22 protein-coding genes are annotated in these 25582 nt (G+C 53.5%); 8 read left to right on the forward strand and 14 right to left on the reverse strand.

Annotation, left to right across the window (positions count from 1 at the left end; genetic code table 11):
- Positions 1 to 33: 33 nt before the first annotated feature.
- Genes MLAB_RS06885 through MLAB_RS06900 form a run of 4 tightly spaced genes read right to left on the reverse strand, consistent with a single transcriptional unit; the run spans position 34 to position 3703 of the window.
- A complete protein-coding gene (locus tag MLAB_RS06885; RefSeq protein ID WP_011833673.1) occupies positions 34 to 726 on the reverse strand; it encodes a hypothetical protein in 693 nt (230 codons plus the stop codon).
- Complete coding sequence (locus MLAB_RS06890; RefSeq protein WP_011833674.1) at positions 727 to 1869, reverse strand: DNA primase small subunit domain-containing protein; 1143 nt, start codon at positions 1867 to 1869, stop codon at positions 727 to 729.
- Positions 1866 to 3428 (reverse strand): tRNA uridine(34) 5-carboxymethylaminomethyl modification radical SAM/GNAT enzyme Elp3, encoded by a 1563-nt coding sequence (locus MLAB_RS06895; RefSeq protein ID WP_011833675.1) that lies wholly within the window; start codon positions 3426 to 3428, stop codon positions 1866 to 1868. The genes MLAB_RS06890 and MLAB_RS06895 overlap by 4 nt, the downstream gene beginning before the upstream one ends.
- Before the next feature lie 11 nt (positions 3429 to 3439).
- Positions 3440 to 3703 (reverse strand): UPF0058 family protein, encoded by a 264-nt coding sequence (locus MLAB_RS06900; RefSeq protein WP_083755064.1) that lies wholly within the window; start codon positions 3701 to 3703, stop codon positions 3440 to 3442.
- A gap of 257 nt (positions 3704 to 3960) precedes the next feature.
- Between MLAB_RS06900 and MLAB_RS06905 the strand changes: the two genes are divergently transcribed.
- On the forward strand, positions 3961 to 4800 hold the full coding sequence (locus MLAB_RS06905; RefSeq protein ID WP_011833676.1) for an ADP-ribosylglycohydrolase family protein: 840 nt from the start codon (positions 3961 to 3963) through the stop codon (positions 4798 to 4800).
- Between the two features lie 13 nt (positions 4801 to 4813).
- Here the strand turns inward: MLAB_RS06905 and MLAB_RS06910 are convergent, their stop codons facing one another.
- Both MLAB_RS06910 and MLAB_RS06915 read right to left on the reverse strand, forming a co-directional pair.
- Positions 4814 to 5272 carry a UPF0179 family protein gene (locus MLAB_RS06910; RefSeq protein ID WP_011833677.1) on the reverse strand — a complete coding sequence of 153 codons (459 nt, stop codon included), beginning with the start codon at positions 5270 to 5272 and terminating at the stop codon, positions 4814 to 4816.
- Between the two features lie 3 nt (positions 5273 to 5275).
- On the reverse strand, positions 5276 to 6358 hold the full coding sequence (locus tag MLAB_RS06915; protein WP_011833678.1) for an NAD(P)-dependent glycerol-1-phosphate dehydrogenase: 1083 nt from the start codon (positions 6356 to 6358) through the stop codon (positions 5276 to 5278).
- A 14-nt stretch (positions 6359 to 6372) separates the two neighbouring features.
- Between MLAB_RS06915 and MLAB_RS06920 the strand changes: the two genes are divergently transcribed.
- Together MLAB_RS06920 and MLAB_RS06925 are read left to right on the forward strand one after the other, a co-directional pair.
- Positions 6373 to 7209: a DUF63 family protein gene (locus tag MLAB_RS06920; RefSeq protein WP_011833679.1), complete on the forward strand. Its 837-nt coding sequence runs from the start codon at positions 6373 to 6375 to the stop codon at positions 7207 to 7209.
- 114 nt (positions 7210 to 7323) lie between these two features.
- Positions 7324 to 8502: a sugar phosphate nucleotidyltransferase gene (locus MLAB_RS06925; protein ID WP_011833680.1), complete on the forward strand. Its 1179-nt coding sequence runs from the start codon at positions 7324 to 7326 to the stop codon at positions 8500 to 8502.
- A gap of 485 nt (positions 8503 to 8987) precedes the next feature.
- On the opposite strand, the gene MLAB_RS06935 is transcribed toward MLAB_RS06925, so the two are convergent.
- The gene (locus MLAB_RS06935) at positions 8988 to 9932 is read right to left on the reverse strand and encodes a tetratricopeptide repeat protein (protein ID WP_187146108.1); all 945 of its coding nucleotides are present in this window, start codon (positions 9930 to 9932) and stop codon (positions 8988 to 8990) included.
- A gap of 112 nt (positions 9933 to 10044) precedes the next feature.
- On the opposite strand from MLAB_RS06935, the gene MLAB_RS06940 reads away from it, so the two are divergent.
- Positions 10045 to 11631 carry a hypothetical protein gene (locus MLAB_RS06940; protein WP_011833682.1) on the forward strand — a complete coding sequence of 529 codons (1587 nt, stop codon included), beginning with the start codon at positions 10045 to 10047 and terminating at the stop codon, positions 11629 to 11631.
- Here MLAB_RS06940 and MLAB_RS06945 read toward each other — a convergent pair whose 3' ends face one another.
- The 5 genes from MLAB_RS06945 to MLAB_RS06965 are packed head-to-tail and all read right to left on the reverse strand — an operon-like array spanning position 11632 to position 15484.
- Positions 11632 to 12717, reverse strand: coding sequence for a HEAT repeat domain-containing protein (locus tag MLAB_RS06945; RefSeq protein WP_011833683.1), 1086 nt, complete (start codon positions 12715 to 12717; stop codon positions 11632 to 11634). It lies immediately after the preceding gene.
- Positions 12718 to 12723: 6 nt separating this feature from the next.
- Positions 12724 to 13005, reverse strand: coding sequence for a peptidylprolyl isomerase (locus MLAB_RS06950; RefSeq protein ID WP_011833684.1), 282 nt, complete (start codon positions 13003 to 13005; stop codon positions 12724 to 12726).
- Positions 13006 to 13049: 44 nt separating this feature from the next.
- Complete coding sequence (locus tag MLAB_RS06955) at positions 13050 to 13487, reverse strand: ribonuclease III domain-containing protein (RefSeq protein WP_011833685.1); 438 nt, start codon at positions 13485 to 13487, stop codon at positions 13050 to 13052.
- Complete coding sequence (gene mmp10, locus MLAB_RS06960; protein WP_011833686.1) at positions 13484 to 14707, reverse strand: methyl coenzyme M reductase-arginine methyltransferase Mmp10; 1224 nt, start codon at positions 14705 to 14707, stop codon at positions 13484 to 13486. Before mmp10 ends, MLAB_RS06955 begins: the two co-directional genes overlap by 4 nt.
- 60 nt (positions 14708 to 14767) lie before the next feature.
- The gene (locus tag MLAB_RS06965; RefSeq protein ID WP_011833687.1) at positions 14768 to 15484 is read right to left on the reverse strand and encodes an SAM-dependent methyltransferase; all 717 of its coding nucleotides are present in this window, start codon (positions 15482 to 15484) and stop codon (positions 14768 to 14770) included.
- 389 nt (positions 15485 to 15873) lie between these two features.
- Between MLAB_RS06965 and MLAB_RS09875 the strand changes: the two genes are divergently transcribed.
- A complete protein-coding gene (locus tag MLAB_RS09875; RefSeq protein WP_187146109.1) occupies positions 15874 to 16020 on the forward strand; it encodes a hypothetical protein in 147 nt (48 codons plus the stop codon).
- Between the two features lie 230 nt (positions 16021 to 16250).
- On the opposite strand, the gene MLAB_RS06980 is transcribed toward MLAB_RS09875, so the two are convergent.
- Positions 16251 to 16706, reverse strand: a complete 456-nt coding sequence (locus MLAB_RS06980) for a nucleoside deaminase (RefSeq protein WP_011833688.1) — start codon at positions 16704 to 16706, stop codon at positions 16251 to 16253.
- Between the two features lie 244 nt (positions 16707 to 16950).
- On the opposite strand from MLAB_RS06980, the gene thrS reads away from it, so the two are divergent.
- Complete coding sequence (gene thrS / locus MLAB_RS06985; RefSeq protein WP_011833689.1) at positions 16951 to 18711, forward strand: threonine--tRNA ligase; 1761 nt, start codon at positions 16951 to 16953, stop codon at positions 18709 to 18711.
- 5 nt (positions 18712 to 18716) lie between these two features.
- Here the strand turns inward: thrS and MLAB_RS06990 are convergent, their stop codons facing one another.
- Complete coding sequence (locus tag MLAB_RS06990) at positions 18717 to 19409, reverse strand: M23 family metallopeptidase (protein WP_011833690.1); 693 nt, start codon at positions 19407 to 19409, stop codon at positions 18717 to 18719.
- A gap of 213 nt (positions 19410 to 19622) precedes the next feature.
- Between MLAB_RS06990 and MLAB_RS06995 the strand changes: the two genes are divergently transcribed.
- Positions 19623 to 22370 carry a PD-(D/E)XK nuclease family protein gene (locus MLAB_RS06995; RefSeq protein WP_011833691.1) on the forward strand — a complete coding sequence of 916 codons (2748 nt, stop codon included), beginning with the start codon at positions 19623 to 19625 and terminating at the stop codon, positions 22368 to 22370.
- Positions 22367 to 25540: a UvrD-helicase domain-containing protein gene (locus tag MLAB_RS07000; protein WP_011833692.1), complete on the forward strand. Its 3174-nt coding sequence runs from the start codon at positions 22367 to 22369 to the stop codon at positions 25538 to 25540. Before MLAB_RS06995 ends, MLAB_RS07000 begins: the two co-directional genes overlap by 4 nt.
- Positions 25541 to 25582 lie beyond the last annotated feature (42 nt).

Below are 25582 nucleotides of genomic sequence, written 5' to 3' on the forward strand. Positions count from 1 at the left end.
ACCCCTTTTAAACGGGAATACCAAATACCATACTTATTTGCGAAGCCTGATACTTAAGGCTTTGTTGTCTTTACACAGAACATCTGCCATCTGGGGTGGCAGCGATACGACATCTCCTGGCGAAAGAGCGTAAATTCGTCCGCTATAATCCTGAAATTCTGGAAGATTTTCATATACCGCTATCACGCGGTATGACTCGGGAGCATGGGCATCGGCGGACGTTACGTTCACTTCATCTGCGCACAACTCATCCGGAGTTTCGTTCACAGGCTGCAGCAAAACCGGAGCTTGTTCGGCTGAAACCTCTGCGGGAACGAAATGGTATGCAGTGGTCTCTAATGTTGGTTTCCCATCTAAAAGAGTCTTTCTGCATGAGAGAGCTGATTCATACACGACATCAAACAAAACGCGTTCGCCCGGCACCATCATCCTGATTTCATCCCGGTCGATTTCTTCACCATTTGCCCGAGCGAGGGCAAGAGCGAGGATTTTTCGTGTCCTGACCCCGTAGAGATCACGAATATATTCGCGCAGACTTTCGCGCTCCTTTAGAATACTTTGTGCGCCCTCACCGAACGGATCCTCGTGCGCCGCGGCCTGCTTGTAGAGTGAAAGAATATCGGCATGGATCTCTTCATAGAGCGTTGCCGGAATTTCGGCAAGGGAACCCATATTTCTCTCGTCGATCAAGTATCCGTGCAGATCGGAGGTACTGATGCGGCTCATTCAGATACCTCCCGACAATTCGGCAATCCCTCTGCAGCAGAGAAAAACGCCCAATGCCTCGGGAACAACATTTCGGCCCGCTGTCAGCGTATAATTATTCCCAAGGATAGGCATGGAGAGATTGAAGGCGCAGTCAACGGAGACATTTCGTTCGCCAAACACCACGGCATCGATTAAAGGATCGAATGCGTCCAGCTGATCAACGGAAATCGGAACGACGCGCATGCCGGATCCTCCGTGCAGAGAGCCGGGGTGACGGATCAGACGCTTCACATCGGTCGTTACCGGCTCGTCCGCCTGGGCTGCGCGGGAGAGGATTCCTGCCTGGAACGGTTCATTTTCCGCGTTGGCGATCGCCCGCACCACTTTGTTTGCAAGAAGCTTTTCCGGATTCGATTTGAGCAGATTTTGGGTCTGAGAGATGTTTTTCAAAAATCCTGCCGCAAACGTCTCCGATATCCCGGACAAGCCTGACAAATAGGAAAGCGCATCTTCACACGGCAGTCCCGCGATCCGGGCGAGTTCATCGTTTAGAGCATCGTGATAGCGAAGCTTCCAGCCGGATTTTTGGGAGGGGGCCATCATGCTGTCGAATGAAAGACCGGTGCCCGAGACGTAATTCACCAGTTCGCGCCGCTCGGCGGTATCCCAGCCCCGAACGGAAAGAAGCGGGAGATGGACATGATATCCGCGCCCGCCGGAAAAGTTGATTCGAAGATCCCGTTTTGCAAACCCGAGCTCTCCAGTAAGCATATCGATGAGTTTGAAAAGTTCCTCTTTGACACGGGCAAGCATGATATCATACGGGCCGCGAACGATATGATCCGCATCTAAATCGAAGATGACATCAGCCCCGCGCCACTCTTTATCCGCCATCTGGGCTGCCCCCGGATGGGTGTAATATGCGGTCGAGTAATACACATGAGCCGGAACCATGCTTTTCAGATAGGAGGTCAGCTCATCCTGAGAAGTGAACGAGATATGACGCCGCATCCCGGAACGCTGGTTTTCCGTAAAGAAAAGAAACCCCCACTCCCGTTCAGTAAGGGATTCGGGGCTATATCCCGCACCCGCTCCCGGGATAGCCCCATTGTAGTAGGCAAAAAAGCGCTGCCTGAGAAATTCCAGAGTGGCAGGTTTCATAGATTCTTAATCATATATGGACCTATACGCTGATATCCCTGTCTATGATAATAGGGTCTTACCCCAATGCCGCTCATCACGGCCACCGTGGAATATCCGGCATCCCGCGCAGTTTCTTCGGCACGCGACAATAACTGCTGACCGTAGGATCTGTGCTGACGCTTCTCTCCTGACCCATGCACACCGAGAGGGACGATTTCGCCGTACACGTGGAGTTCTCGAACGAGAGCCGCACCGTCGAGCTCCGGTCTGAATACGGTTCCGGGAAACCGCAGACGAACAAAACCGATCAGTGATTCTCCGGCAGTGGTCGAAAGGAAATGTTCTGTCCCCCCACAGCAAGGATACACGAGGGTCTTCTCCTCATCCACGGCAGAACTCGGGCGGCGACCGATCTCCCGACACCGGATACACTGGCAGCTCCCTCCCTGTTCTTTGAGTCTTTCAGCAGCCATCTGACGTATGTGCCCGTGAATCGAACCGGAGACGATGAGTTTTGCAGGAATATCCCGCTGGATACGCTGAAGTCTGACATAGGGAGGAAGCCTGCTTTTTGCGTAGGCGAGGAGATCGACAAGGTCATCCTCGTCATATGTTTTGTATTCTCCCTTTTGCCAGAGTTCTTCGAGTTCTGCGCCGGGGGTGACCAATGTTGGATAGATCTTTAGAAAATCCGGACAAAATCTTGGGTCGGTGAAGAGCGTATCGAACATCTCCCGGTCACGCGGAATCGTGCTTCCGTACAGATTCGGCATAACATGAAAGCCGACTTTGATGCCGGCATCCCGAAGGAGCGTGTTTGCCAAAACGCTGTCAGCAACCGTGTGGCCGCGTTTGTTTAACAGCAGGAGTTCATCATCGGTGTGTTGGAACCCGAGTTCGACTTTGGTCACGCCCAGTTCAAGCATCTTATTGATATGTTCCTCCCGACACCAGTCGGGACGGGTCTCGAAGGTTGTCGCGATACAGCGGACATCGGCTTTTTCGTTCTCGAGCATCAGCTCTTCCACCGATCCCGCGGTGGATTTTTGTCCGGAGAACTCGTTCATCGCCCGCAGACATTCGGAAACGAACCATTCCTGATATGCAGCGTCCCGGGCGGTCATCGTCCCCCCCATCACGATCAGCTCGGCTTTATCGACATGGTGTCCGAGAAGTTTGAACTGCCCAAGTCTTGCGGTCACCTGACGGTACGGATCATACTCATTCTGACGGGCACGCAGAGCCGCCGGTTCTTCTCCGGTGTAACTCTGGGGTGATTTGAATATGTGATCAGGTCCTCCGGGGCACGGCAGACATTTTCCGTGCGGACAGGCGCAAGGAGACGTCATCACCGCGACCGGAGCGACGCCTGAGAGTGTTCGTGTCGGTTTGACCATCAGAACGCGACGAAGGGCCTCGTACTCCTCGGGTTTTGCGGCGGCGAGAATCGCGGAATTTTTCGGCATCGCATCGAGAGAATACTTACGGCACACGGAAAGTTTGATGTGCTGAATATCCGGGTTCGGATCGGAAAAAATGAGTGAGATAAGCTCACGATAAATGGTGTGCTCTTCCATTTGTGATAAGATCAGTGTTCGGCAACAATACTCTGGCTGGATTCCTGGGCAAACGGAGTCTGGGCGGTCTGAGTGGCGTGCATCTCCGACACGATCTCATTTCCGAGAGTAAGAAGAGCGACGCGATGCAGATTCTTATTTTTATGAATGTGGATCGGCGAGATCTGCAATGCGTCGTATTCGACAGTTTGAACGGTTTTTCCAGAGACGGATTCATAGTATTTCTTAATCTGGACCATCAACATGTGTAAATGTAGTAACTCTTCTTTCTGCATTATTTGGTAACACCTCTTATCAAAAAATCTTCCTTAATCTTTTCTATCATATCGACACATATAGGTTACTCGTCATATTTATATCAGAGTTCAGAGACAGACCCGTTTTTGCACGACGACAATGAGATATACGCAATAATCTAACTTTGATTGGAATTCCAACCGTTAAAAATGCCCGGATTTTCAGCGCGGCCCCATCTCTGAAAGCCAGATTTCAGACAAGCTTATATGTAAGAACGGTCTAGGTGATGACAATTATGAATGATCTGCAGGCAAGGATTAGGGGAGGGTTATTCGGCTGTGCGGTCGGCGATGCACTCGGTTCATCGTTCGAGGGATCGGGCAGGGATGAGAGAAGAGAGATCCGCATGTCAGGCGGCGGGCAGTTCAATCTGAAAACAGGAGATGTCACCGACGACACGCTGATGATGCTGGCGTTAGCCGAAACGTACTGCGAAACAGGATATTTCGACATGACAGTTTTTCTCCATAAGGTCATCCTTACGCTCCGTGAAGATGACACTACGTTCGGCAGAACAACCAAAACGATGACCTCGCTTCTCGAACAGGGCTGTATTCCAAAAGCAGCCGTATCCGCGCTCCATGCCGCATGCGGGAGCAGCACGAACGGAAGTGTCATGCGGACGATTCCCGTCGGTCTGACGATGACAAAGGATGTTGAAAATGTGGCCAGAAAGGTATCGGCATATACCCATTATGATACAACGGCAGGAAACTGCTGTGCGGTAATATCCAAAGCCGCAGCAGGACTGACCGAAGGAAAATCGAAAGAAGATGTCCTGAAAGAGATCCCCGAATACTACCTCAGGGGAGAACTCATCCCGTCGATCGACCCGATAGAAACGACAAGATGCGCCCTCGCCTGTTTTCGCGACGGATGCAGCTATACGGACGTGATCCGCCGTGCCTGCGTTTTAGGAGGGGACACGGATACGATCGCCTGCATTGCCGGAGGGCTCGCCGGAATCTTGTGGGGAGTCCCGGAAAACCTGACTGATACCTTACTCCTGAAAAAAAGGATCGAGAACGTCGCCTTGAGGCTGACTGAACGAGTCGAAGAGCAGCGCAGGCTTTGAAATCAGCCGGAAATTACGTTGGGACCGGGCGCATCTCAACGAGTTTCAGGTTCTTTGTACCTTTCGGACACTCGGAGTAGGGACCGAGAACTTCCAGAACCACATATCTGCCCTTTTCAGTCAGCCCGTCCGGGTGACAGAATGCATATCCTTTGCAAAATACATCATCGCAGACGGGAGTATAGGTTATCCGGGTTCTGCGGGTCGCCTGACTTGTCGGGATGACGGCCGTGATGATCGTTTCTGCCACTTCCACGGCCTTTGCCCCGCCTTCATGTACGGCGCAGTCGTGCTTTGTTTTTCTGACCGATACGACACGGTATCTTTTTCCTTCGCGAAGCTTTGCGTTATGACAGACCTTTGCCACTTTGCATGATTCGCATTCGGCTGCTTTTCCGGCATACACGAACTCGGCACCCTCATGAGCTAAAACCGAGCCGACGATTGTTACGATTGTTTCTTCCTTATCCATGATTTACTCCTCATATAAGCGGGCGACCAGACACTCGGCCTGCTCTCTGGTAATATCCTCATCAAAGATGGTGTAGCGCTCAGGGCGGATCTCTTTTGCCCGAAGAATTGCCTCAATGACGATCTCGTCGGAAATGCCGAGATCCTTCGGCGTTGTCGGGGCGCCGATCAACCGAAGAGAGTTCCGGATCTTTTTCCAGTCTCCTTCGTGCATGATCATACTGATGATGGTCCCAACCCCGCAGGCTTCCCCGTGAAGGACTTTTCCGGGAACCAGACGTTCGAGCATATGGGCAAACTTGTGTTCACCTCCCGATGCCGGGCGGGAACTTCCGGCGATACTCATCGCAACGCCGGAGGCAAACAACGCCTTTACAACGATCCAGGCCGCATTTTCATCGAAGGCCTTGATCTTTTCCGCATTCTCCACCATCAGTTCGGCGGTTATCATGGAGAGCGTCATCGCATATTCGCTGACCTGTTCGCCGGTCTTTGATTTTGAAAGATCCCAATCCATGACGGCGGTATAGTTTGCCACCATATCCGCATACCCGGCAGCCATCAGCCGGTGCGGGGCCCCCGCTATAATTCCCGTGTCGGCGACGATGGCGAGCGGCGGATGGGCCGCCACGCTCACATTCCCGTCTGCCGTCATGATCGAGGCCCGCGAAGAGGCGATACCGTCATGGGATGCGGCGGTTGGAACACTGATGAACTGGATATCGAGATTGTAGGAGACGACCTTGGCCGTATCGATAACCCGGCCTCCACCCACAGCGATGATCAAAACCGCACCGATGTTTTGCGCCAGATCCTCGACCCTCGCGATCTCCTCATAGGTGATCTCCCCGACTACTGCGCTTGTGACCTGTCGGTCTTCCAAAAGCCGGAGAACCTCGAGACCCACGGTCTGCAGGGTCGTTTTTCCCGAAAGAAGAAGTAATGGACCGGTGACACCCAGATCGGTGATGACGTTAGGAAGCTGAAGCAAAGCATCGTGACCGGCGATCACATCCCTCGGCATCTGAATCCACCGGGATTTGTCAAAGGTTTTATCCTTGAGTATCCTATTATTCTTAGCTTCCATGGTCGTGATCCTATATGTTTAATGAATTATATGCGTGGATAGTCGAACTGGAGGGCTCAACCTATACGGTCATCCAGACGATTTTGTATGCTTTATTAGTCCTCTTGGGACTGTATATACTTTACCGATGTCTGAAAAAGGCAAATATTGCAATCGATACGCCTTTGATCCTCACCGGTCTTACATATATCATTCTCGGAGGACTGCTTCGCGTGGTGGAAGATACGGGCATGGTCCCCGAACCCTGGTGGATCCTGTTTGTGACCCCGCAGGTCTATTTCCTCACCATGTTCTTTGCCATGGCGATGCTGTTTATCTCCTACCAGCTGCAGAAAAAGAAGAAGGTCGTATCATACACGACGCCCTTCATGCTCGGCGGAATTATCTCGTCCCTTATCGTAGCAGGATTTTTGGTCTGGTTCGGGTTTACCCAGGCGACCAATGTTGATGTGGGTGCGGGAATCCTGGTCCTTCTGATAGCGGCGGCAGCTGCGGTGGCTCTTTGGGCGGTTCTTCGATATCTGTTCCGCTGGGAGTATGTGAATCAGCCTTTGTATCTCGTTTTGATTGGCGGACATATGCTGGATGCCTCGGCGACAAGTTACGCCCTCGCATTTAAAGGATACATCGAACAGCATGTCCTTGGAAGCACGCTGATCGACCTTACAGGAACACCGTATGTGATGTTTGCGCTGAAAATCGTTGTGCTGATCCCCGCCATCTGGATTCTGGAAAAGTTCCGGAAAGAGGAAGGAATGGAAGCGATTTGGCATCTGGTTCTGCTTGCAATGATCGTCGTGGGTCTTGCTCCCGGTCTTCGGGATGTCCTGCGCATGGTTCTTGGAATCTAGTATTCCAATCCGAATCGCCAATCTTTTTTTTTTGCTATTTTCTTTCTCTCAGGAAGATTTCGTCCCCGCACCACCCCACAATACTCATAATACCCTGCAACAAATATAGACGGAATGAAAGCATGCATTATGTGCGGGGGAGAAGGAACCCGTCTTCGCCCGCTAACATTTGAGCGGCCGAAACCCTGTATCCCGATAGCCAACAAACCTTCGATCGTACATCTGGTTACGCACCTTGCCAACCTCGGTTTTACCGATATCGTTTTGACCATTGGATATCTGGGTAACGATATTCAGGATGCACTTGGAGATGGATCACTCTACGGCGCAAATATCACCTACGTCTCCGAAGAGATAAAACTCGGAACTGCCGGCAGTGTGAAAAACGCCCAGAAGTATCTTGAAGATGCCCCCTTCCTCGTGGTCGGCGGCGACCACATGACCGATCTCAACCTCCTGGAGTTTTACCGGGACCATATGAATTCCCCGGCGATCACCTCGATCGGTCTGATCAGTATCGAGGATCCCCGCGAGTTCGGCATCGCCGAGATCGATGCATCCCTCAGAATCCAGAGATTCAGAGAGAAACCGGCGCCCGGAGAGATCTTCTCCAACCTCGCAAGCACGGGAATCTATGTCTGCGACCCGAAGATCTTCGAGTTCATTCCGGAAAACACCAAGTTCGACTTCGCAAAAGACCTCTTCCCGCTCTTAATGGAAAAAGGATATCAGCTCAACGGCTGGCTGGCACGCGGGAACTGGACGGATGTCGGCAACCCGGCGATGCTGCGTGCCGCCGAGAAGTGGATCCTGCAGGAAAAGACCGTGACGAGTGTATCGGGAACCCTCAATATTAAGGATGCGCATATCACGGGACCCGTGACACTTGGAGACGGCGTAACGCTTGGGTCAGGATCGAGGATCGTCGGGCCGGTAATCGTTGGAAACGGTGTTATGATCGGAGAAAACGTCATCATCGGTCCGTACACCAGTATCGGAGACAACTGCGTTATCAAAAATAATGCAAAAATATTCTCATCCTCAATCTACAACGGGGTCGTCGTCGGATCCAACACCACGATCTCGGGCAGCATCATCGACGTCAATACCAATATGGGAGATAACTGTTCCATTGAACACAATACCGTGGTCGGCCCGCGCTCGATCCTGCAGAACAATGTTACCATCCACTCCGGGACCAGACTCTGGCCGGAGGTCATCGTCAAGGAAGGAGCGGTCGTAAAGGTCCATCTCCTGAACCCCAAGTTCGACTCGCGCTTCGAAGGATCTTAAATAGGACTTACGCGGTGTGGTTGTGAATCCAATTCGGGAAGGGTATGGCTGGGTTTGGAAACATGAGGTTATTTAACCGCCAATCTCCGCGAATTAACGCGAATCGCATTTTTCTTGCGTTCGGGTGCTCTGCTTCGGCTGATCGCCTACACAGAATCGCACCCTCTCTGGAAAAATGCTGAGGAAAAACCCGCGTGCGGGTTTTTCTTATCTTGCATGTCTTTTTTCTGCAAAAAATAGATGAATAATGCCTTTTCTTGATATGGGGTGCGGGGCCGCGACTTCGGCGCGGAGCGGCCCACGGTGGGATATCCTATTTGCTGAGGCCCCTCTACGTTTCCAGATAGTTCAGCTGGAGTGAAGGATTCAGATAGGAAATATGTGATGATTGTGAGGATATAATTCGGGAAGTATATGGCTGGGTGTGGAAGCATGAGAAAGCCTACCGCGTAAGTCCTACTTAAAAAAGATTTTTTTTATTTTTTTTACATTGACCGAGATGCCTTTTCTTTGGCTTCCCGGCATTTATTGATCAGCTCACGGTTATTTCCATTCGCAAACGAGAGCGCCTTGTCGAAAGACTCGATCGAATCCGCATATTTTCCAAGAAGCATCTGTTCGTATCCTTTGTTGTACCAGGCATCCGCGTCGTTTGGAAGAGCGATCAAAACCCGGCGGAAACAGTCATACGCTTCCTCATGTCTTCCAAGGATGCTGAGCGCCATTCCTTTGTTGTTCATAGCCCCGGTCATCGAGCGTTCGTATTTCAGAGCCTTGTCGTAGTAAAAGAGCGACTCCTCATGTTTTCCCAAGGAAGACAGAGCATTGCCGCAGTTGAAGTAACTGACCGAATGACCCGGAGCGATCGTAAAGGCTGCCTTATAGCAGGTGACCGCATCCTCGAGCTTCCCGCAGTCATACAGCATCGTGGCACGGTTGAACCAGTGTTCCGGACCGCGGGGTTCCAGATCGCAGACATGTGCCATGACTTTGTCGGCCTCGCTGAATTTTTTCGCGATCGACAGCATCCGTGCATGGCTGGTAAGAAACACCACGTCGTCGGGAGCGAGAGAAAGCGCCTTTAGAAAGCAGGCATCCGCCTCGTCATACCGGTGAAACGTCGCAAGGGCATCCCCTTTATTATGGCAATACACCGCCGAGTCCGGGCGGAGTTCGATCGCCCGGTCGTAACAGGGTATCGAAGCCTTCTCTTCATTGACCATAGCAAGGAGGCGGCCCTTCTCGTGCCAGGCGAGCGGGTTCTCCTTATCGCAGGCGATCGCTTTATCAAGACAGTGAAGAGCATCGGTATATCGTTCGAGTCTGATATATGACTCGGCCTGAGAGAACCACATCGCAGAGTCTGCTTCTTTTGAGGCTTCTTTTGAAGCGGCATTCTCCTGTTTTTTAAACCTGTCGAACAATCCCATGTACTGATAAATCAGTTTGTGTTGAAAGGTGATGAACGATTCGGAAAACATGAGGGAAAAAATCCGCAGGTACCGTAAAATGCTTATAACAAACCCTCTAAAGTGTTAGTCAATGATACCCTCCTCTCTATCCGAGTTCATCACCTATCTCCGCGGCCTTGGTCTCTTTAAACGTCTGTTTTCCTGGAAACAGGTGATAATCCGGGCCGAAGATGCATATTCGCAATATCTTGCAGAGACACAGGAGGCGAAACGGAGATATCAGGAACTCGAACAGCGGTTCAGCCAGGTTTCCGGCGAGCTGCAAAGAGAGCTGCAGAGAACCTCATCGCTCGAAGGGCTGAGGGATGCCGAACGAAAAGCCTCGGAAAATCTCCGGGACAGATTCGAGATCACGGCACGGGAACTGGAAACAGCACGGGGAAAACTGTTTGGTATCGAGAGGATGCGTGAAGAGCAGACCATAGCCGAGGTTGAACGCAGAAAGGAAGAGACGGAACGATACCAGCGGCTTGAAACAAAGAGCCTGCTGCTCGGAGAAGAACTCACCGCCGCAAAAGGAAAAATTGCCGCTCTCGAGGGAGCCCGCGAGGAGCAGAATTACGCCGAAACCGAGCGCAGAAAAGAGGAGCGGGAAAGATATCAGGATCTCGAGACGGCATTCACCGAACTCACGGAAAACCTGACCCGGGCAAAAGGTCAGATCACGGCCCTTGAAAGCCTAAGGGATGAGCAGATATCAGCCGAAGCCGCACGAAGAAAAGAGGAAGCCGAGAAGTATCTGGAGCAGAAGGAAAAGCTGGATACGGTAACTCAGGATCTCATCGCGGCAAAAGAACAGATATCCGCATACGACAGTGTCAGAGAGGAACAGACGGCAGAATACAGCAGAAAAATCGAACGGATCAACACGCTGTACGATCAGCTGAAATCCGACCGCGAAACCCTGGCGAACGAACAGATGGACAGCCTGGTTCGAAAACAGGAGGAACTTGCCGTCTCCTGGCAGAAGCATGAGAGCGAGGTCGCAGAAAGCATCCGGACGATCTGCAGAAAGCATGATTTTGTGTGGTGCGAAAAATGCGAATACCCCCACCCGGGAACGCCCGACAATGTTGTTCTGATCGGCAAGATGTACACCATCTTCGATGCGAAGAGTCCGAAAAATCCCGAAGAACTGGAAAACTTCCCGACGTATCTGAAAAACCAGGCCGAGTCGATGAAAAAATACTGCAAACACGACGATGTCAGAAAGGAAGTGTTCCTCGTCGTCCCGTCAAGCACGCTTGAGGTTCTCACGACCTATCACTACGATCTCGCAGAGTATGTGGTCTACATCATCACGCCCGAGGCACTGACGCCGATCCTGCAGATTCTGCGGCAGATCGAGAACTACGAATTCACCGACACGATGAGCCCCGAAGATCAGGACAAACTCTGCAGATTCATCGGCAAACTCTCGCATGCGACCAAGCGAAAGATCCAGATCGACACCTACTTCTCCCGCGAACTCATCGATGCCCTGAGAGGGATCGATATGATTCCGGAGGATTTCGCCGCCGAGATCGGCAAATATGAGCAGAAAGCAAAACTCAACCCGCCGATGGAAAAACGCGTCAAGATGATCGAGATAGAAGATGTGGAAAACGAAGTCAAAAGAATGGAAACAGAGATCGCAGTGAGAACTGCGGTCGAGTGATTATTTTTTTCCTTCCGCGGTAGTCAAAGCGTTTTTAATGATCCCTGCAAGGATCGGATTATTGGTATTTGCCGCCTCTTTCAGTGCTAAAATCACCGGCTCGCCGCCGATATTTCCAAGCGAAGCTGCAGCGGCGGCACGGATCCCGGGTTTTGGATCGGAAAGGCAGGCAATCAAAGCAGGGACCACATCAGGCCTTGTTGAGTTGCCGAGAGCAGACGCAGCGGCCCGGCGAACACCCGGAACCGAATCCGAAAGAAGCGGAAGAAGCGTGTCTTCCAGATTGAGTTTCTGCTTTCGGACCGATTCGGCCGCTGCCGATCTCACCGAGTGATCGGAGTCACAGCATAATTCGGTAAGAACAGGGACCTCGGCGGTCACCGAAGCAAGGGCCCGCCTGACATACGGCGAAGAATCGGCGGTGAGCGAGCCCGGAGTCAGCGCATCCAGAACATACACGGCGGCGGCGCGAATATCCTCGCATTCATCGGTCAGAACGTTCAAAACGGCCGAAAGCTCATCCCGGGTCAGCTGCCGGCCGCGAAGACCGGAGAGAGCCGCCAGCCTGATCTCAGGAAGATCCGACAACGCAGAGATGAGCGTTGGAACGATCATCTGATCGTGATAAACCCCAAGAGACATCACGGCGATCTCCCGGATATCCTGTTCGGATGACGAGGCAGCAGAGATCAGCGCAGGGATCGCTGCCGGAGCCCGAAATTGGCCAAGGGCCTGGACAGACGCATACTGAATCGCCATATGCGGAGAAGAAACGCCGGTAACCAGCGTGTCGACTGCCGACTGGCCTCCGTCGATAAAGAGCATAAGCGCGGCTTCGCGGACCCCGAGATCCTCGGAGGAAAGATACGAAAGATACTGCGCGTAATCAAGATCTGCCGAATAATTCCGCAGCGCCCAGAGCATAACGCGCTGGGTCAGAGGATCATCCTCTTTGAGGACGGACAAAATATGAGAGAGTGAAACAGGATCGTTCAATGAACAGATCTTGTTCGCCGCAGACTCCTGCCTTGCGCTGTCATCACTCCTGACAGCAGCGACTAAGTCATCGAAGGCAGATTTTTTCATAGAGGATCAGTTCTTAATATCGGTTACTTTGATGATATGCCAGCCGAACTGGGTTTTGACCGGGCCCACAACATCGCCGGCTTTTGCCTTGAAACAGGCGTCTTCGAAGGGTTTCACCATCTGGCCTTTGCCGAAATAGCCGAGGTCGCCGCCGGCATTGCCTGACGGACACTGCGAATACATTTTGGCGAGTTTGGCAAAATCATCGCCGGCAGAGATCTTCTGCATGATCTCTTTTGCTTGAGCTTCGGTCTTTACTAAAATGTGGGATGCTTTTACCCGTACCATACGTCTATCATATCGTATTCACTGCCAATAAGCTCTATGGTTTTTCACGGCATCCAGACGTGATCGAGGATAGCAGAAGAGGCCTCGACACCCCCGTCAAGATATGCTGCCCCCATCAACGCCTCGAAGCATTCGGCTGAAACTCGGCCGCTTGTCCAGATCTGCATGCGGAGTTCGCCTTTTCCCCACCGCATATACTCAGGAAGACCGATATCCTCTGCGAGTTTTCGAACCACGGTCATGTTCACGAGATCGATTTTTTTCCGGGTGATCTCGCCTTTATCAAACTCGCCTTCCTCGATTAACCGGCGGATCACGATCAGATCGAGGACGGCATCTCCGAGAACGGCCAGCGAATCCATCGTCTCGCTCATGGAAAGTTCGTTTTCCCGGGCATAGGCCGTTCGGGTGAGGGCATGGAGAAGAAGATCGACATTCGCAAACGTGTAGCCGATCTTTGCATACAGGTCAGAGTAGTTCATTCTGTTCTCCCGTATTGATTGATGAGCTGGATCAGGTAGGTAAAACCCTCCATCTCCATCGTTAATACACCGGTCAGATCCATCCCCATACTGGTTTCGCCGTCGGCGGACAAAGTCTCCGGACCGCGGATCACTCTTTTATCAAGGACCGATTCGGCCTCGGGATCGTGGACAAAGGCCCGGCCCGGAATGATAACGGTCTCTTCGAGTTTCGATGCATCCAGTTTTTTCAGATCATCGATCGTGATAAGACAGGATATCTCCTTATCTACGGATACGACCATGCCTTCCAGGGCCCCGCATGCACCAAGGATCTCCGCGATGTAGGGGGCTGCGATACTGCCGGTGACGACCGACACCTTCCCGGTTACCCGGGGAAGATGGGCAAGCAGATCAGGCTCGTTTCGGATCGCAAACGGCGAGTCGAATGCCGGATCGTAGAGCGGCGTTGCCGACAGACGAAGGTTCGGGAATCTGGCCGCTGCTTCGCTGACCAGTTCACGGAACTCTTCCACCGTATGGACCCGCTGGTTTTCGATGACGGGCGCATTATCCAGAATGAGGCCCTGGTTTTCCCGGTTCGCAAACCTCATCAGAATAACGCCTTTGACCCCGATCTTTTCGAGCCACCCAAGGGTGTTCCAGAGAACTTCCCCGTCGTTTACGTCGGGAAGAATCACGAGAGCGGCGTACACATCGATTTTTGCGGCAAGCCGTTCGATCACGTCGAGCGAGGCCTGCGGGGTCGGATCATGCATGTATTTTTCCCGAAGGGCAGGGTCGCTTGCAAAAATCGTGAAGGAAATTTCCTTCATATTATTCTCGATCATAAAATCGGCGATATCGACATCATCGAATCCTTTTCCGCTCGTGTACCCGATATGAAGAGGGACGTTGAGGGAGCCGAGGATCTCTATTAGAGAGTTGAACTCCGGATAGCAGCTCGGGTCGCCCCCGCCCGATATCGTGATTTTTGTGATGTCGCCTGTCACCATCTGCAGATCGGCAAGGAAATGGTCCGCGACGTCTTGCAGCGAGTAAAAGCCGGCGTACTCTTCTTTGACGCCTTTGGCGCAGTAATCGCATCCTTTTTTGAACGGCATGCAGTATCTGCAGCCGAACGGGGGTACATCTTTTGCATGCTTGAAGTAGCAATAAGAGCAAAAACCCCGGCAGTCTTTACCGGGTTTTCCTCCTATATCGATCGTAAGATGTACCATGTTCTCTATGTATATTGGCGTCACTGAATATGAAACCAATCAGTTGCGGGCTCGTTCTCTTTACGTTCTTCGAAGAATGACTGCGATGAAGTTCATGTACTTCCCGCCGCCGGCTTCCATGGTTTTCCGGTCGCCAACTGCATACGGGTTGTCTGAGGCGAGCCAGTCGTTCCAGACCTCTTCATTGCTTTCCATCTCATGGATCGAAAGGATCTCGACGCCGTCCGTGGCACGAATGACGTCTTCCCAGTATGCGGCGTCGTGAATATAGTCGAGCAGTTCGGGAGTCCATGAGAGCAGGAGTTCGGGCGGCAGATTGTCGTGGCAGTCTCTTTTCATTCCCGGAATAGCGAAGTAGAGGTATCCACCGTGTTTGACGAACGGAAGGAGATGCTCGCCGAGGTATGCTTTGTCTCTGCCGAAGAAGTTGTATGCATCTATGCAGACAACGGCATCGAAGAACTCTTCTGCGAAGGGAAGGTCGGTCGCGTCCGCGTGGATCGGGATGATCTGCTCGCTTGTTAAGCCCATCTGTTCGAAGAACCGCATGTTCTCCGATGGATTGCTCCAGAGATCGGCGGCGAATACGCGAAATCCGTAATCTTTTGCAAGGAAGACGGAAGTGAGCCCCTGACCGCTGCCAAGATCCATGACGGTGGCTCCAGGTCGGATGTTGTGGTCCTGTAGAAGTTCTTCGGTTAATTTGAGGGGGTTAGGCCCCATGATCTTTTCAGTAACGATCTTTGGATCGTAGGTAGTGCTTTTGATATATTTCATTTTTTATGTAACTGTCGTATGCGTAAAACTATGCTGGTTTAGAGCTCTCGCTCGGTAAAACCACCAAGGAATACTGAAGATTTATGAGAGGGTTCAGATCGTCAGAACCGATGCTGCATAAATCTTCGTCGACACGGTCTCCAAGTCACCACAGTATGTTATTGTCATATTATTCACCAATGCAGAATATATTCGTCGTAATAATATTTGAGAATTTGGAGGCGGTGTGGGCGTGTGCCAATTCAGTAAAAGGGAAAAAAAGGATCATTGAGATGAAAATCCACCTGCTTTTAGACATTTCATGTTTTTTCACCTGCCGTCATCACACAAAATTCACGAAAATCAGCGAAATGCACAAAATGGAGGTATAAGGAGGAACGGATACCTACTTGCCGAAAATTGAAGATAGTTGTCAAATGGTTCGTCAAGTGTTTGCTGGCGAATTTCGGCAATCGAAGGGTGATGATGGTTTTGATTTTGGTATTTGCCAATTTGTTCCATTTGACGAAAGTATGGAAAGAGGAGATGTTGGGTGATGAGGCCTGCCGGGCAGAGAGGGTCTTTTGGCTTGTCTCTCTCTTTTGTGGAAAATTGTAAAATAAAATAATTATTATTATAATTAAAGGTATTTTTAGATTTAAAGGAAGAATTGGGCATCTTCTTGTTGTCAAACGATTCGACAAGTAGCTGACAAGTTGACAAGTAGGTCTGTCCGATTATGAAGGAGAGGCATCTTCACTGTTAAGAAAACCGACGTGAAAATCTCTCAGACCTCTTCCGAGATATCCTCGTTCCAGACGGTTGGATTTTCCTCGATAAACGTTTTCATCATACGAATGATCTCTTCATTATTTAGGATCGTCACCTTGACCCCGCGTGAACGCAGGAATGCAGTTTCGCCAGGATAATTGACGTCTTCCCCTACAACGACTTCCGGGATCTTATACAGCAGAATCGCACCAGAACACATGATGCATGGCGCAAGGGTCGTGTACAGGGTGCATTCTTTGTAGAAAGATGCCGGATGCCGGCCCGAATTCGAGAGAGCATCCATCTCCCCGTGCAGGATAGGGTTCCCCTTCTGGACCCTTTGGTTATGTCCCCTTCCTACAATTTCTCCGTTTCGAACGAGAACGGCGCCGATCGGGATCCCTCCTTCGTTTCGCCCGGCAAGCGCCTCTTCATACGCGGCCCTCATATACTGATCCATCGATTCCGTCATGTTAGTTCACCGATAATCCAGAGATGGACCTGCGGGAATAATAATACTACGGTTTTCGGCCGGGAAACCGCCGGCTAGTCCATACGTAATCAGCCCTGCTGGTTCTCCTGTACCGAAATACATATGCCTTGCAAAACCAAAACACATAAGAATATTTAGATCTGACCGTACCGGGAAAAGCCCGGCAGAAACATATCTGAATGCCGTAAATAGAGTTGGAAAATACGAGGAAAGGAAGGAATACATGAAAGTTATTTACAGCGACGGAACAATCGGAGAGTGTCCGAAAGAAGAAGAACTGCACGTAATACGCCATACAGCGGCCCACGTGCTGGCCCAGGCGGTCAAACGCCTCTACCCTCACGCAGCGTTCGGCTATGGTCCGGCTACCGAGAAGGGATTCTATTACGACATTGACCTAGGAGACACCAAACTCTCCGACACCGATCTTGCCGCAATCGAACAGGAGATGCGGGAGATCGTCAAGGCCAACCTGCAGATCAAACCGTTCATTCTTCCGCGTGCCGAAGCATTGAAGCTGATGGAAGAGCGCAAAGAGCCGTACAAAGTCGAGCACATCGCCGACCTGGACGAGAACGAGCCGCTGAGTTTCTTCCAGCAGGGCGAATACATCGATATGTGCACCGGCCCGCACCTTACTTATACCAAGACCCTCAAAGCCTTCAAACTCACCGGACTGTCCGGCGCATACTGGAAAAACGACAGCAAAAACAAAATGCTGACGAGAATCAACGGAACCGCGTTCTCGAGCGGAAAAGAGCTTGAGGATTTCCTCAAACTGCAGGAAGAAGCGGAACGCCGCGACCACCGCAAGATCGGAAAAGAGATGAAGCTCTTCATGTTCTCTGACGAGGGTCCGGGATTCCCGTTCTTCCTGCCAAACGGCATGATCGTAAGGAATTCCCTGCTCGACTACTGGCGTGAACTCCATGCAGAAAACGGGTATCAGGAGATCTCGACGCCTTTGATCATGAACCGCTGTCTTTGGGAGACCAGCGGACACTGGGATCACTACAAGGACAACATGTACGCGACCTGCATCGATGACGAGGATTACTGCATTAAACCGATGAACTGCCCGGGAGGCGTGATGGTCTACGCAAACGAGCCGCATAGTTACCGGGAACTTCCGATGCGTCTCGCCGAACTCGGTCTGGTTCACCGTCATGAGCTGAAAGGCACGCTGCACGGACTCTTCCGTGTCCGCTGCTTCACGCAGGACGATGCCCATATCTTCATGAGAAAGAACCAGATCTCCGACGAGATCGCTGGCGTTGTCCGGCTCATCAACGAGGTTTACACCAAGTTCGGCTTCGAGTACTTCCTGGAACTCTCCACCCGCCCGGAAAACAGTATGGGCAGCGACGAGGACTGGGAAGCAGCAACGAACGGTCTCAAAGACGCTCTGGATCTGCTGAAGCTTCCCTACACGATCAACGAAGGAGACGGGGCATTCTACGGGCCGAAGATCGATTTCCACTTAAAGGACTGTCTCGGCCGTACCTGGCAGTGTGGAACGATCCAGCTCGATTTCCAGATGCCGATCAACTTTGATCTCGCGTATGTGGATGAGAACGATGAGAGACAGCGGCCGATCATGATCCACCGGGTCTGTTTCGGTTCGATCGAGCGGTTCATCGGCATCCTGACCGAGCATTTCGCCGGCAGGTTCCCTGTCTGGCTCGCACCGATGCAGGCCAAGGTCCTTCTCGTTACAAAGAAGAGCGAGAGTTATGCAGAAGAGATCTATGCGATGCTTAAGGATGCAAAGATCCGCTGCGAGCTCGACAACCGCAATGAAAAGATCGGATATATGATCCGGCAGGCGCACTATACCGAACGCGTCCCGTATATGATCATCATCGGCGAAAAAGAGCTTGAGGATCACACCGTTTCGATCCGTACCCGCGATGGAAAGACGGTGACGATGACGCCGGAAGAGTTCTTAACAAAGATCACATCCGAGATCAAAAACCGTATCTAATTTTTTTATTGGGGACAAAACCGGATCCGGTCTTTGTCTGTTGGAATCCCGTTGGATACGGATTTCCACTCGCCGTTTTTATATACTTCGTATTTTTCAAAAGCGCAAGGAAGTCCGTTTGCCGTCGCTATGTTGCTGCTGTCCATTAACTGAAAATGCAGATGCGGGGCAAATGAATTGCCGGAGTGGCCCACCCTCCCGATCAAGTCTCCTTTTTTGACGGTCTGTCCTACAGTAACCTGGACCGACCCTTTCTGCAGATGGACAAGCGCGGCATAGACGTTTTCGCCGCATTTCAGAATCATGTAGTTGCCCGCAATGCGCTGGGCGTCATCTTTTTCCGGATCGAAGTAATGCGCATTTTTGTAGGCGTTGGCGATGTCCGAAAACAGATTCGTTCGTGCCCGTTCTTCATAACCGTCCTCTGCCTGAACAACGATCCCATCGCACGGTGCATACACGTTTTGGCCCCAGCAGTAGTAGTCCTTTAAGGAAACCCCGAAAATCAAATAGTGAAGGAAACTCACGCGATAGGCGGGATTGCCCTTTCTCTCCCAATCCACCTGAATGAAATCATACGCATATCTCGTTCCGAACCGGTTCGTGCCGTGGCTTGGAATTTTGGTCCCGGGCGTTGTTGGAGAGAGCCATTCCCCCCTCAAAGGAAACTCAACTATTATCGGTGCACGCTCGTTCATCCGCGGGTCTCTTTTTCATTTTTCACTGTCTCTACTGGTGATTATTCGCTATCCATCATCGTTTATTTTGCGGTGTGGTGGGGGGGGACAGGACCCGCCGCACGTGGGAAGACAAACTGTAAATAAACGATTTGCTCCGCTAAGGTCGTCCGTTTCGCTTCGCTCGCGTCCAACCCGCATCTTAAATAATTTCCACACCCAATCAAATCACATATGGATCCCTTCTCCCTCATCCTCTCCGAATACACCTCACATGCCAAAACCGACCCTTTCGGAACATGGATCCTCTTTGAAAACACCTCTCTTGCAAACACCGCCGTACAAAAACTCCGCGAAGAAGACGCCATCCTCCCCGACCACATAACAACCGTAAAAGGCCTTGCAAAAAGCATCCTCAGCGCCCTCTCTCCTGCCACACGCATCATCGACCCCGAAGAACAGCACCTCCTCTTCGCCCGGATCGGGTCAGACGTCCTCGGGAAAAAACGCATCACCGACACCCAGACCGAAAACCTCGTCAACCTTTTTATCACCCTCAAAACAAACAAACTCGTCCTCCCGGAGGGTGAAGACAAATTCAACGACTTCCGGGATATATTTTCCCGCTATGAAGAGTTCTGCCGCGAAAACGACTGCTTTGACTCCATCCTCGCAATAGAAAGGGCCTCTGGAATAGCCGGTGAAATGGAAATCGGCACCGTCCTCTGCTACGCATTATACAAACCAACCCCCCTCGCCGTCGACCTCCTCCTTGCACTTCCCGGCACCATCATAACCCGGCCGCCCGTTACTGAAATCCCCGGCCTCCCGGAAACGTGCAGAGGCGTCTATCAATACACCGACACCCGCACCGAACTCCGCTCCGCCCTTGAATCCATTGCCGCACTCATCGAATCAGGCGTCCCGCCAAAAGACATCGCCCTCCTTACGCCCTCCCTCCCGTCCGCTCTGCCCCTCCTCGACGAACTCGTCCCCGACTTCAGCGTCCTGCTGGAGGGGACACGGCGGCCCCTCGGATTCTTTGCCGGCGAAGACATCCCGATCGAAAACCTCCCGCCTGTCCGCTGTGCCCTCGCCTGGCTCGCCGCATTCGCCTTCGACTGCAGAATCGACGACCTCAAAATCATCATCGAAAGCCCCTACTTCTCCCTCAAGAAGGACTGGCTCACCGCCGGCAGACTCGAAAAAGCCGGCATCATCACCAAAACCGAAAAAGGCAGGGCTGCCTGGCGGACCGTCGCCGAACGGCTCGCCGCTGCAAGGAAAAAAGAGATCGGCGAGCACGACGCCGCATTCCAGGCGAGCCTCGACCGGCTCCTTGACCGGCTCGACGAAAACCTCGAACACACAGGCACCCTTGCCGGACACTGCCGGGCACTCAAAGCAGACCTCTCCGCCCTTGGGTGGACGAAGATCCAGATGAAGCCGCAGGACGAAGCGGCCCGTCACGCCTTCCTCCGCCTGCTCGACAAACTCGCTCTCACCTCGCTTGCCGAAGTTTCCTACACCGTTCGCGAATTCTACGCGATGCTTTCCCGATTCTGTGAGAAAACCACCAAGATCAGCTACCCCGAATCGAAACACGCCTTCTTTGCAGGCGACCTCCGCTCCGTAGCCGGCACGAAGCGGCCCTACGTTTTTATCACCGGCCTCTCCGCCGACCGGATCCCGAGGATCGAGGCGGCCATCCCTCTCCTGAACGCTCAGGAGACCGCCCGCATCCAGCCGGACAGGGTCCAGAACCTGCTGGATGCAAGCCGATACTACTTCCACGCCGCCGGGCTTGCCGCCGAAAAACAGCTCATCCTCTCCTGCGCCGGTCACGACGGCGAGAAAAGCCTGACCCCGTCCCCGTATCTCACCCGCCTCGCCGAGCCGGAACCAAAAAGTCCGGGATTTCTGGCCCATTCGATGACCGCGAACCAGACGAGGGCCGGAGAACTGCTCGCCGCCGGCAGGGAAAACGAATGCGAAGGTCTCTTCGGCATCCCATCCCTCGAGACCGCGGCGGAGATCATCGGGATCGAGACCGTGGACCGGACCGGGACGCCGGGCATCTACGATGCGGAGTTTGCCGGCGACGGGATCGCCGAAGCATTCGCCGCGGCCTACACGGAAAAGACCGAGTTCGCCCCGACCGTGCTCGAACGCTACCGGGAATGCCCGTTCAAATGGTATCTCGCGGACCATCTCCGCCTCGAAAACCCCGCGGATTTCAGTGCGGAGAGGATCATTGTAGGCACCGTCATGCACAAAGCGATGGAGCGGTTTTTCCGGGAATACATGTCCCCCCTGACCGAGGAAAACGAATCAGACGCCGCGGAGTTTCTGAAAAAACTCGTGACGGAGGAGTTCAAAAACCGGCACATCAAAACGCCTTCCTGGCAGTCGATGCTGAACGGATATCTGGGGAACGGCGGGCTTGAGAGCAGCTGCGATTTGATCATCCGGCTCGAGACCGGATTCTACGCCGCAGGATTTCGCACCCTGCCCGAGTGGCTGGAACAGAAGGTCACGGCGGAGATCCCGGGCGGAGATCCGTTCACGGTCACCGGATGGGTCGACCGGGTGATGTTCAACGAACAGACCAAAGAGTTCGCGGTCGTCGACTACAAGACCGGGAACGTAAAAACATGGAAGGAACTCGAGGAAGGATCCGCACTGCAGATCCCTCTCTACACCGAGGCCGTACGGCAGATGACCGGCTGCAGCCCGCTGCCCGGGACCTATCTCAAAATTGCCCCGGACGAGGTGAAGGACAAAAATCCCTACCTTGTTAGAGGAAAACAGCAGAAAAGCGTCGAGGAAGTCGGCGACGCGGCGTTCGCATTCTGCCGGGAGACGCGGGAGATGATGAAGGCAGGAAAATGCGGCACCGTGTCCGGCGAAACGTGCCCGGACGATTACTGCCCGTACAAACGGATCTGCCGGTTCGTCCCGTTCCGGGGGGAGGAGGCATGACAGCCGAACTGACCGAGGCCCAGAGACGGGCGCTCTTTATGGAAGAAAGCGTCTGCGTGACCGCGGGCGCCGGGACCGGGAAGACATTCCTTTTGACCAAACGGTATATCGCCGCGCTCACCTACCGGCGGGAGACGATGCATACCGGGGCAAGCGACATCCTCGCCCTCACCTACACCGACAAGGCGGCGGCCGAGATGCGGACGAAGATCGGCCGGGAACTCAAGAAAGCGGCGGAAGAGGATCCAGAGCTCGAAGGGGTCTGGGAGAGTTTTTCGCGGTGCAGTATCAGCACGTTCCACGGATTCTGCCTCTCGCTTTTGAAGGAGTTCGCCTACGAGGCAGGACTCGACGCGGGATTTTCCGTGATGGACGAGCTCGACACCCACGAACTCGTGACGGGAACGATCCGTGAGATGCTGGAACATCCGCCGGCCACCCTTTTCGGCGACGTGGTCACCCTCTTCGATCATCTGCGGGAGGCAACGATCGCGGGATATCTCCAGAGCCTGATGCGGATCGAAGGGGCCAAAGACTGGTTTTCTCTGCTGGAGAAAAACCCCTCTGCCGTGATCGCGGTCTGGCAGAAGGCCTGGGATGAAGAGATCACGGCGTATCGAGACGATCTTGCCGGCGACGAGCTCGTTAACGCCCTGATGGCGGAACTCCGGGCCCTCGCTCCCGAACGAAAAGGCGAGCTCTTCCAGGCGGGACCGGCGGCATTTGCGGCATTCTGCGATGCAAACGGGCCGGCCGAGATGTATGCCGCAGGAAAACTCCTCGCAGGCATAAATACGAACGCCTACAAAGCCCCTCTTCCGAAAGGAGGCCTGGAACGGTTCAAGGAAAAACGCGAGGTGTTCAAAGAGTTCCCGACCCACCCGGACGAATCCGATCCGAGAACGCGGCTCACGTTCGAGATCCTCGCGGCCCTCGGACGGGTCGCCTCCGCCGTCTCTGAAAGAACGGTCCGCGAAAAACAGCAGAGGGGCGTCCTCGACTTCGACGACCTGATTCAAAAGACCCGGGATCTGATCGAAAACGACGCCGTTCAGAAAACGCTCAACGCCAGATACCGGTATATCCTCGTCGACGAGGTCCAGGACAACGACCCGGTCCTCACCGACATCATCCGGATCCTCTGCGGCGACCCGAAAGAGAACAACCGGCTGTTCATCGTCGGGGACGCGAAGCAGTCGATCTATCTTTTCAGAGGAGCGGACGTCTCCGGATTCAACGCCTTCCAGACCGTTTTTGCAAACGATCCCGTGGAACTCGACACGAGTTTTCGGACCGTGCCCGAGATCATCCGGCTGGTGAACCACGTATTTTCGTCCGTGTTTGCGGACCCAAAAGAGATCTGGGAGGCCGGATACGGCGAGCTCACCCCCCACCGGGCCGGCCACTCCGGATCAGTGACCCTGATCCGGCTTCCAACTGGCGAGACCAAAGCCGAGTCGATGCGGCGTGAGGCACGGACCCTCGCTTCCTGGATTTTCGACACGGTTTCCCGCAAAAAACTGAGCGTCTATGATAAAGACGGGACCTGCCGGCCCGCACGGTTCGGCGATATCGCGGTCCTCATCGAGGCACGGACCCATATGGACAAACTCCGGCACGCTCTGGAGAGCTACGGGGTCCCCTATACCGAGGAGAAGGGATACAGCTTCTATCAAAAGCAGGAGGTCTTCGACTTCACGAATCTCCTGAAGGCGATCGTGTATCCCGAGGAGGACATCCCGCTCTACGGCGTGCTTAAGTCCCCCTACTTCGGGATCTCCGACGCGGAACTCTGCCGGGCAGCGGCGGGCAGCGGGCGGCCGCTGATCTGGCGGCTGCGAAACTACGCGACCGCGAATCCCGATTCGAAGATCGGGAAAGCGGTCGGAGATCTCGCCCGCTGGCATGCGGAGATCGGAACGGAGCCTTTCGTCCCCTTCCTTTCCCGGCTGATCGCGGAGTCGGGGATCGCGGCGGTCTACGGCGGCCTCCCGTTCGGGCGGGAAGCGACCGCAAATCTGGAGAAACTGGTGGCGATCGCCCGTTCGCGTTCCATGAACCGGCCGTTTTCGGTGTACGAGTATCTCGGGATCCTGGACACCTGCATGGAGGAGGAGTTCGACGAGCGGGAAGGGATGGTCCCAAGCGAAGAGGACGACCGGGTGAAGATCCTCACCGTGCATGCCTCGAAGGGGCTGGAGTATCCGATCCTCGCCCTCTGCTTTGCCGGGACGGGGGACGGTCTGAAGGTTTCGGCCCCGGTGTTCGATGCAGAACTGGGCGTGGGGATCCCGGTCCGGCTCGCGGGCGAAGGGGAGGGACTTTCATTCGTGATCGAGTGCCTGAAGCCGGAGATGAAGGCAAAACTACTTGCCGAGCGGAAACGGCTGTTTTACGTGGCGATGACCCGGGCCCGGGACCATCTGGTGATTTCGGGAACGGACGGGAAAAAGGGGCCGGAGACGAACTCGTTTTTATCGATGTATGATGCGGGGATCAGCGGATGTCCGTATCTCCCGGAACTGATCACGGATTGTGTCGCAGAGCCGGGTGATCTCTGCCGGATCCGGCCGAAGGTCCCGGATGGGTGGACGGATACCCCTCTGCCGACAAAAGAGGAGGAGGCCGCACAAAGCCTGACCGCGGCCGTGAGAAACCGGACCCCGTCCGCGGCGGAAGAGGCGGCGATGCTTCGGGGAACGGCGCTCCACGAGGTGTTCGAGGGTAAGCCGGCGGATGCGGCGGTGAAACGCTACGGACTTCCCCCCGCGGCGGCAGAAGAGTTTGCGGCGAAGTATGCGGCGTTTCTTGCGTCGCCTTTGATGCAGAATGCGGCAAAAAGCATCTGCGAGCAGGAGGTCGCGTTTTCCTTTGAAGGGACTCCCCTGAATGGGGTGATCGACCGGCTGGTTCAATATGAGGATGGAAGCTGGATGATCATCGATTATAAAACGGGCCGGCCTTCAAAAATGGAGCTGGAGAGATACGAGAGCCAGCTTGCGGTGTATTTCCTGTGGGCGAAACGTTTGTTCGGGAAGGATCCCGAGGTGTGTCTGTATCTTTCGGATAAGAATGAGGTCGTGTCGTTTACGATGGATGAGGAGCGGGCGATGGGGCTGGTGGCGGAGAAGATGTGGGAGAACCGGGCGGAGGGGGAACCCACTCCCTAATCCAACATCAAAGAACGTTTTTCAAAAAGAGAGAGATGATCC

Origin of the sequence: Methanocorpusculum labreanum Z (assembly GCF_000015765.1) — an archaeon.
In the GTDB taxonomy this organism is placed as follows: domain Archaea; phylum Halobacteriota; class Methanomicrobia; order Methanomicrobiales; family Methanocorpusculaceae; genus Methanocorpusculum; species Methanocorpusculum labreanum.

Bases quoted from the DNA above. Each gene is read 5' to 3' on its own strand.
- MLAB_RS06885 (WP_011833673.1), bottom strand. From the start codon at position 726: ATGAGCCGCATCAGTACCTCCGATCTGCACGGATACTTGATCGACGAG.
- MLAB_RS06890 (WP_011833674.1), bottom strand. From the start codon at position 1,869: ATGAAACCTGCCACTCTGGAATTTCTCAGGCAGCGCTTTTTTGCCTAC.
- MLAB_RS06895 (WP_011833675.1), bottom strand. From the start codon at position 3,428: ATGGAAGAGCACACCATTTATCGTGAGCTTATCTCACTCATTTTTTCC.
- MLAB_RS06900 (WP_083755064.1), bottom strand. From the start codon at position 3,703: ATGCAGAAAGAAGAGTTACTACATTTACACATGTTGATGGTCCAGATT.
- MLAB_RS06905 (WP_011833676.1), top strand. From the start codon at position 3,961: ATGAATGATCTGCAGGCAAGGATTAGGGGAGGGTTATTCGGCTGTGCG.
- MLAB_RS06910 (WP_011833677.1), bottom strand. From the start codon at position 5,272: ATGGATAAGGAAGAAACAATCGTAACAATCGTCGGCTCGGTTTTAGCT.
- MLAB_RS06915 (WP_011833678.1), bottom strand. From the start codon at position 6,358: ATGGAAGCTAAGAATAATAGGATACTCAAGGATAAAACCTTTGACAAA.
- MLAB_RS06920 (WP_011833679.1), top strand. From the start codon at position 6,373: ATGTTTAATGAATTATATGCGTGGATAGTCGAACTGGAGGGCTCAACC.
- MLAB_RS06925 (WP_011833680.1), top strand. From the start codon at position 7,324: ATGAAAGCATGCATTATGTGCGGGGGAGAAGGAACCCGTCTTCGCCCG.
- MLAB_RS06935 (WP_187146108.1), bottom strand. From the start codon at position 9,932: ATGGGATTGTTCGACAGGTTTAAAAAACAGGAGAATGCCGCTTCAAAA.
- MLAB_RS06940 (WP_011833682.1), top strand. From the start codon at position 10,045: ATGATACCCTCCTCTCTATCCGAGTTCATCACCTATCTCCGCGGCCTT.
- MLAB_RS06945 (WP_011833683.1), bottom strand. From the start codon at position 12,717: ATGAAAAAATCTGCCTTCGATGACTTAGTCGCTGCTGTCAGGAGTGAT.
- MLAB_RS06950 (WP_011833684.1), bottom strand. From the start codon at position 13,005: ATGGTACGGGTAAAAGCATCCCACATTTTAGTAAAGACCGAAGCTCAA.
- MLAB_RS06955 (WP_011833685.1), bottom strand. From the start codon at position 13,487: ATGAACTACTCTGACCTGTATGCAAAGATCGGCTACACGTTTGCGAAT.
- mmp10 (WP_011833686.1), bottom strand. From the start codon at position 14,707: ATGGTACATCTTACGATCGATATAGGAGGAAAACCCGGTAAAGACTGC.
- MLAB_RS06965 (WP_011833687.1), bottom strand. From the start codon at position 15,484: ATGAAATATATCAAAAGCACTACCTACGATCCAAAGATCGTTACTGAA.
- MLAB_RS06980 (WP_011833688.1), bottom strand. From the start codon at position 16,706: ATGACGGAATCGATGGATCAGTATATGAGGGCCGCGTATGAAGAGGCG.
- thrS (WP_011833689.1), top strand. From the start codon at position 16,951: ATGAAAGTTATTTACAGCGACGGAACAATCGGAGAGTGTCCGAAAGAA.
- MLAB_RS06990 (WP_011833690.1), bottom strand. From the start codon at position 19,409: ATGAACGAGCGTGCACCGATAATAGTTGAGTTTCCTTTGAGGGGGGAA.
- MLAB_RS06995 (WP_011833691.1), top strand. From the start codon at position 19,623: ATGGATCCCTTCTCCCTCATCCTCTCCGAATACACCTCACATGCCAAA.
- MLAB_RS07000 (WP_011833692.1), top strand. From the start codon at position 22,367: ATGACAGCCGAACTGACCGAGGCCCAGAGACGGGCGCTCTTTATGGAA.